Source organism: Streptomyces marokkonensis (genome assembly GCF_039539045.1).
Lineage (GTDB): Bacteria > Actinomycetota > Actinomycetes > Streptomycetales > Streptomycetaceae > Streptomyces > Streptomyces marokkonensis.
Window position 1 is genome coordinate 1 of record NZ_BAABCQ010000244.1, and the last position, 8,221, is coordinate 8,221.

Sequence of the window (8,221 nt, forward strand, 5' to 3'; positions counted from 1 at the left end):
CTCTGGACGAGTTGCAGGTGGTGTGTGAGCGGCTGGGTGTTCGGGCGCGCCGGGTGGCGGTGGATTACGCCTCGCATTCGGTGCAGGTGGAGGCGCTTGAGGACGAGTTGGTGCGGGTGCTGGGAGGTGTCGGGACGTCCGGCGCCGAGAACGGCGCCGGGGATGGCGCCGAGGGTGTTGTGCCGATGTTCTCGACGGTGTCGGGTGCGTGGGTGGGGGCGGGTGAGCTGGATGCGGGGTACTGGTACCGGAATCTGCGGGAGACGGTGCGGTTCGCTCCGGTGGTGGAGGAGTTGGCCGGTCAGGGCCACGGGGTGTTCGTGGAGGTCAGTCCGCATCCGGTGCTGACGGTGGGGGTCGAGGAGACGGTTGCTGACGCGCTGGTGGTGGGTACGCTCCGTCGTGAGCAGGGCGGTATGCGGCGGCTGCTGACGTCACTGGCGCAGTTGCACGTCCACGGCGTCGACGTAGCCTGGGCGGACTTCCTGCCCGGCGGACACCGTGTCGACTTGCCGACCTATGCCTTCGAGCACCAGCGCTACTGGCCCGACGGAGCGCTCCTCGGCCCGGCCGCGCCGGCCTCGGACACGGTGGAGGCCCGTTTCTGGGACGAGGTGGAGCGGGAGGGCCTGGAGGGCCTGACCGGCGCCCTGGAGGTCACCGCCGACGACAGACTCGGAGAGGTGTTTCCCGCGCTGCTGTCGTGGCGGCGCAAGCAGCGCGACCGGTCTGCGGCCGACTCCTGGCGGTACCGGGTCGCCTGGCAGATGCTGCCGGAACCGCACGGCCCGTCGCTCGACGGCACGTGGCTGGTGGTCCTGCCCAGGAACAATGAAGCCGACGGCGAACCGACAGCCGCCGTCCTGCGGGCTCTTGCCGACCACGGGGCGAAGGTCACCGGAGTCGTGGTGGGCGACGCGGACCGTGACGCGCTCGCCGGCATGCTGAGCGACGCCCTGCCCGAGCCGGGCACGGTGAGCGGCGTACTGTCCCTGCTGGGGCTCGACGAGAGCGCCACGTCCGGGGAACCCTCCGTGACCGCGGGACTCGTGGCGACGCTCGGGTTGACGCAGGCGCTCGGCGACGTCGGTGTCACGGCACCCCTGTGGTGCGTGACCCGAGGCGCGGTCGGTACCGGACCCGCCGATGCCCCGGCGCACCCCGCCCATGCCCAGCTGTGGGGCTTCGGAAGAGTCGTGGGCCTGGAGTTCCCGCAGCGCTGGGGCGGCCTGCTCGACCTACCCGGGGAGTGGGGCCGCAGGACGGCGGCCCGGCTGGTGGCGGTGCTTTCCGGACGAAGCGGCGAGGACCAGGTCGCCGTACGTGCCGCCGGGGCCTACGCGGCCCGGCTGGAACACGCTCCCGTCGGACCCGGTACCCCCGAGGCCGAGTGGCGCCCCAAGGGCACCGCCCTCATCACGGGCGGCACCGGATCGTTGGGTGCCCACCTGGCGCGCCGGCTCGCCGGGGCGGGTGCGGAACATCTGGTGCTGGTCAGCAGGCGTGGCCCGCAGGCGCCCGGCGCGGCCGAGCTGGAGGCAGAACTGTCCGCGACCGGTGTGCGGGTGACCGTCGTCGCCTGCGATGCCGCGGACCGCGACGCGCTCGCACGCGTCCTCGCGGACATCCCCGAGGAACACCCGCTCGACTCCGTGTTCCACACCGCGGGCGTACTGGAAGACGGCACCGTCGATTCCCTCACCCCGGCCCGCTTCACCCAGGTGATGCGCTCGAAGGTGGCACCCGCCCTGCATCTCGACGAGCTCACCCGGGCCCATGACCTCTCCGCGTTCGTCCTGTACTCCTCGTTCGCCGGTGTGCTCGGCAGCGCGGGCCAGGGCAACTACGCCGCGGCGAACGCGCACCTGGACGCACTGGCACGCCGCCGTCGCTCCGACGGCCACCCCGCGACCTCGGTGGCCTGGGGTGCCTGGGGCGGCGGCGGTCTCGCCCAGGGGGAGCAGGCCGCGCGGCGGTTGCGACGCAGCGGCGTCCCGGAGATGGCACCGGACCGGGCGATCGACGCCCTGTTCGGCGCGCTCGGGCGCAACGACGCCGCCGTCGCCATCGCCGACATCGACTGGGCCGCGTACGCGGCGGGCCAACTGCCCGGACAGCGCGCCACACTGGTGAGTTCGCTGCCCGAGATACGGCAGGCCAGGAAGGAACAGCCGCAGGAGTCGGCCGGCGCGGGCCTCGCGCTGGCCCGGGAGATCGCCGCACTCTCCGCGGACGACCAGCTGCGCCGGATCCTCGACCTGGTCCGCTCCCAGACGGCCCTGGTCCTCGGGCACGACGGGCCGCAGGGCGTGGCACCGGAGCGGGCGTTCAAGGACCTGGGCGCCGACTCGCTGACCGCGGTAGAACTGCGCAACCGCCTGGAAGCGGCCACCGGGCTGCAGCTGCCCGCCACGCTCGTGTTCGACTACCCGAACTCGGCCGTGCTCGCCACCTCCCTGCGCGACCTGCTGCTCGGTGAGCGCGCCGACGGCTCGGCGGCGGCCGCCACCGTCGCGGCCGACGACTCGGAACCCATCGCGATCATCGGGATGAGCTGCACACTGCCCGGCGGGGTCCGCTCGCCGGAGGACTTGTGGGACCTGGTCACCGAAGGCCGGGACGCCGTCGGACCCTTCCCGACCGACCGCGGCTGGGATCTCGAAGGCCTTTACGACCCGGACCCCGACAAGGCAGGGAAGACCTACGTACGTGAAGGCGGATTCCTTTACGACGCGGGGGAGTTCGACCCGGCGTTCTTCGGGATCAGCCCGCGTGAGGCGATGGCGATGGATCCGCAGCAGCGGCTCGTCCTGGAAGCGGCCTGGGAGGCGTTCGAACGGGCCGGGATCCGGCCCGCCGCGGTGCGCGGCACCCAGACGGGCGTGTTCGCCGGGGCGATGGCCCAGGACTACGCCGTCCACGCCGAAATGCCCGAGGGCTCCGAGGGCTATCTCCTGACCGGCAACTCGGTCAGCGTGCTCTCGGGCCGCATCGCCTACACCTTCGGCCTCGAAGGCCCGGCGGTGACGGTGGACACGGCGTGCTCGTCGTCCCTGGTGGCACTCCACCTGGCCTGCAACGCGCTGCGGCGCGGCGAGTGCTCACTGGCGCTCGCCGGTGGCGTCCAGGTGCTGCCCTCCGCGTCCGCGTTCCTGGCCATGGGACGCCAGCGCGTCCTGTCCCCCGACGGCCGGTGCAAGTCGTTCTCCGGGGCGGCGGACGGCTACGGCCATGCCGAAGGCGTCGGCATGCTCCTGGTGGAGCGCCTGTCCGACGCGCGGCGCAACGGCCACCGCGTCCTCGCGGTCGTACGGGGCAGCGCGGTCAACCAGGATGGCGCGTCCAATGGTCTGACAGCTCCCAACGGACCGTCCCAGCAGCGTGTGATCCGGGCGGCGCTGGCGAGTGCGGGACTGCCGGCGACAGAGGTCGACGCGGTGGAGGCGCACGGCACGGGCACCCGTCTCGGCGACCCCATCGAGGCACAGGCCCTCATCGCCACGTACGGCCAGGACCGCCCGGCCGAGCAACCCCTGCTGCTGGGCTCGGTGAAGTCGAACATCGGCCACACCGCCGCGGCGGCGGGCGTGGCGGGTGTGATCAAGATGGTGATGGCGATGCGGCACGGCGTACTGCCGCAGACCCTGCACGTGGATGAACCGACACCCCAGGTCGACTGGTCGGCGGGGGCGGTGGAACTGCTGACGGAGGCCCGCCGGTGGCCGCAGGGCGACCGGCCGCGCCGCTCCGGCGTCTCGTCCTTCGGGATCAGTGGCACGAACGCGCACGTCGTGCTCGAAGCGGCACCCGAGGAGCCGGCGCGCGAGGCATCGGCGGACGCCTCAGGGACGTCGGGCGGCGTGCTCCCCTGGGTGGTCTCGGCCAAGTCGGCCACGGCCCTGCGCGGGCAGGCGGCCAGGTTGTTGGCGTACGCGGGTGACCGGGCCGAGTTGTCGCCGGTGGATGTGGGGTGGTCGTTGGCCGCGACGCGTTCGGTGCTGGCGCACCGTGCGGTGGTGCTGGGAACCGGCAGGGAGGAGCTGCTGTCGGGTCTTGCCGCGCTCGCGGACGGCGGGCAGGCGTCGCGCGTGGTCACAGGAGTGGAGGGAGAGCACAGGGGTCTGGCGTTCCTGTTCTCGGGGCAAGGGTCGCAACGCCCCCACATGGGACGGGAGCTGTACGAGACGTACCCCGTCTTCGCGGAGGCGTTCGACGAGGTCTGCGCGGAACTGGACCATCACCTGGACCAGCCTCTTCGTGCGGTGGTCTTCGGCGGGGGTGACGGTGAGGGTGAGCTGCTGGATCAGACGCAGTTCACGCAGGCCGGTCTGTTCGCGCTCGAAGTGGCGCTGTTCGAGCTGGTGACGTCGTGGGGCGTCAAGCCGGACTACCTGCTGGGGCACTCCATCGGTGAGCTGTCGGCCGCGTACGTGGCCGGGGTGCTGTCCCTTGAGGACGCTGCCGCTCTCGTGGCGGCCCGGGGGCGTCTGATGCAGGCGCTCCCGGCCGGCGGCGCGATGGTCTCGCTCCAGGCGACGGAGGACGAAGCCCTGCCGCTGCTGGTCGAGGGAGTGTCGATCGCCGCCCTCAACGGGCCACGTTCGACTGTGATCTCGGGCGGCGAGAACGCGGTGATCGCCATTGCCGCGCACTTCGAGGACGAGGGCCGCAAGACGAAGCACCTGCGGGTGAGCCATGCGTTCCACTCGCCTCGTATGGACGCGATGCTCGACGACTTCCGCAAGGTCGCGGAGGAACTGACCTTCAACGCCCCGCAGCTGTCGATCGTCTCGGACGTGACGGGTGAGGTCCTGTCGGCGGAGGAGGCCCAGGACCCGGAGTACTGGGTGCGCCACGTCCGCGAAGCGGTGCGGTTCCTGGACGGCATCCGCACCCTGGAAGCGGGAGGCGTGAGCGCGTTCCTGGAGCTGGGCCCGGACGGCGTCCTGTCCGCCATGGCGCAGGACTGCGTGACGTCCGGCTCCGAGGACGAGCAGCGGCTCATCTTCGTACCCATCCTCCGCAAGAACCGTGAAGAGTCGGAGAATCTGCTTGCCACCCTCGCTGAACTGCACGTACAAGGAAGGGAAGTCGACTGGTCGGCGTTCTACGCCGGTGCCGGGGCTCGCGGCATCGAGTTGCCGACGTACGCCTTTGAGCGTGAGCGCTACTGGCCGCGCGCTGCCAGTGGCGCGCGGGGGCGCGGGGGCGCGATGCGTCCGAGGATCGGGGAGGCGGAGCACCCGCTGTTGGATGCGGCATTGATGCTGGCCGACGGCGACGGCATGGTGCTGACGAGCCGTCTGTCGGTGCGTACACACCCGTGGTTGGCCGATCACGCGGTGCAGGGTGTGATCCTGCTGCCGGGTACCGGATTCGTGGAGCTGGCCCTGCGGGCGGGGGAGCAAGCCGGCTGTCCGCGCGTCGAGGAACTGACGTTGCAGGCCCCGCTGGTGATCCCGGAGCAGGGCGGGATCCAGATGCAGGTGAGCGTCGGCGCAGCGCAGGAGACGGGACGCCGCTCGCTGAGCGTGTTCACGCGCCCGGACGAAGCCGAGCCGTCCGGTCCTTGGACGTGTCACGCGGTGGGTGAGGTGGTCCCCGAAGAGGCCATGGCCGCTCCCGAGGTGCTCGCTTCCTGGCCGCCCGCGGGTGCCGAGGCGCTACAGGTTGCAGGCATCTACGAGGCGTACGAAGCAGCCGGTTTTGCGTACGGCCCGTCCTTCCAGGGGCTGAAGGCGGCCTGGCGGCGCGGCGACGAGGTCTTTGCGGAGGTGGCCCTGGACGAGTCCGCACGGTCCGACGCGGAGGCGTTCGGCCTGCATCCCGCGCTGCTGGACGCCGCCCTGCACGTCATCGGCATCAGCGTGCCGGGCGAGACCGACCAGGGAGGCCTGCCGTTCTCATGGTCGGGTGTGTCCTTGTTCGCGCGGGGCGCGTCGGTGTTGCGGGTGCGGCTGGCCGCTGCCGGTTCCGATGCGGTGTCGCTCTCGGTCGCCGACGGCGTGGGTGTGCCGGTGGCGTCGGTGGACGCGCTGGTGTTGCGGCAGGTGTCCGAGGGGCAGTTGGCGGCCGCGGCCGGAGACACGGCCGACCCGCTGTTCGGGGTGGAGTGGGTTCCGGCCCCGGGTCCGGTGGGTGAGCGGGGCGAGGGTAATCTGGTGGTGCTGCCGGTTTCCGGTGGTGGTGGGGTTGAGGAAACGGTGTGCGAGGTGCTGGGGGCGGTGCAGGAGTTCTTGAGTGATGAGGGGGCCGCTGGGTCGCGTCTGGTGGTGCGTACGTGTGGTGCGGTGGGTGTGGACGGGGTTGGGCCGTCTGATCTTGCGGGTGCTGCGGTGTGGGGTCTGGTGCGGGCTGCGCAGTCGGAGCATCCGGACCGGTTGGTGTTGGTGGACACGGATGACGTGGATGGTTCGGACGTTTCTGTGGTGCTGGTGGCGGGTGAGCCGCAGGTGGTGGTGCGTGGGGGTGTGGTCCGGGTGCCGAGGCTGGCCCGGGTGGGGGTCACGGGTGCGGGGCGGATCGGTGTGGATGCTGCCGGCACGGTGCTGATCACTGGTGGTACGGGCTCGTTGGGTGGTCTGGTGGCCCGGCACCTGGCTGGTGAGTATGGCGTACGGCATCTGTTGCTGCTGGGCCGGCGTGGTCCGGAGGCGGAAGGGATGGCGGAGCTGGTCGCGGAGTTGGCGGAGTTGGGGGCGGATGCGCGGGTGGTGGCGTGTGATGCTGCTGACCGGGAGGCGTTGGCCGGGGTACTGGCTTCGATTCCCGCGGAACGTCCGTTGACCGGTGTGGTGCACGCGGCGGGTGTTCTGGCTGATGGTGTGGTCATGGACCTCACTCCGGAGCGGGTGGCGGAGGTCCTGCGGCCGTGCACGGACGCGGCCCGCAACCTGCATGAGCTGACCCAGGGGCAGGACCTGTCCCTCTTCGTGCTGTTCTCCTCCGTGACGGGAGTGCTCGGCAGCGCCGGGCAGGGCGCCTCCGCGGCAGCCGCCACCTACCTGGACGCGCTGGCCCAGGCACGTCGGGCGGCAGGGCTGCCGGGACAGTCCCTCGCATGGGGCGTGTGGGACCGCTTCGGCGACGACGCGGTGTCCGCACCGGCGGACCAGGACGTAGCCCGGATGACGCGTGCGGGCCTCGGCACCCTCTCGGACGCCGACGGGCTGGCCCTGTTCGACGCGGCGTTGGCGAACGGACAGGCACTGCTGGTGCCGCTGAAGGTGAGCAGCGGCGCGCTGCGGCGCCTCGCGGACTCCCACGCGCTTCCCGCCGTACTGCGCGGCCTGGTGCGGCGTCCGCTGCGGCGCGCGGCGCAGGCCGCCGCGGGCGGCACCGGGGAGCAGGGGGCGCTGGCGCAGCGCCTCGCAGGACTGAGCGGCGCGGAGCGGGACGAAATGGTCCTCCACACGGTGAGGGAGCAGGCCGCCGCCGTGCTGGGCCACGCCTCACCGGAGGCCGTGGAGGCCGACAGGCCGTTCAAGGAGCTGGGCTTCGACTCCCTGACCGCGGTGGAGCTGCGTAATCGACTAGGTGACGCGACCGGCCTGCGGCTGCCCGCGACCCTCGTGTTCGACCACCCGACACCTCGGGAGATCAGCCGGTTCCTGCTCGCGGAGACGGTCGGCCCGGAGGAGACGGGCACGGGCATCGGCACCAGCCCCATGAGGGCGGCCGCGGACGACGACCCGGTCGTGATCGTCGGGATGAGCTGCCGGTTGCCGGGCGATGTGCGCGGCCCGGAGGACCTGTGGCGGCTCGTTGCCCAGGGCGGCGACGCCATCTCCGACTTCCCGGCGGACCGCGGCTGGGACCTGGACTCGCTGTACGACCCCGACCCGGACGCGGTGGGCACGTCCTACGCCATGCAAGGCGGATTCCTCGCCGACGTCACGGAATTCGACGCGGGCTTCTTCAGGATCTCCCCGCGTGAGGCGCTGGCGATGGACCCGCAGCAGCGGATGCTCCTGGAGACGGCTTGGGAGGCGTTCGAGCGTGCAGGCATCGATCCGACGTCGCTGCGCGGCAGCCGTACGGGCGTCTTCGCGGGCTCCAGTGGCCAGGACTACGGGTACCTCCTCAACGGCGCGGGCGACGAGGTCGCCGGGTACGGCGTCACGGGCAGTTCGGCGAGCGTCCTGTCCGGCCGCGTCGCGTACACGATGGGTCTTGAGGGGCCGGCGGTGACGGTGGACACGGCGTGCTCGTCGTCGCTGGT

The 8,221-nt window shown here is 71.9% G+C and carries 1 protein-coding gene; it reads left to right on the plus strand.

Annotated features, from left to right (window positions below):
• On the plus strand, positions 1–8,221 hold an 8,221-nt coding region (locus ABEA26_RS33640), incomplete at both ends, for an SDR family NAD(P)-dependent oxidoreductase (protein ID WP_345597540.1).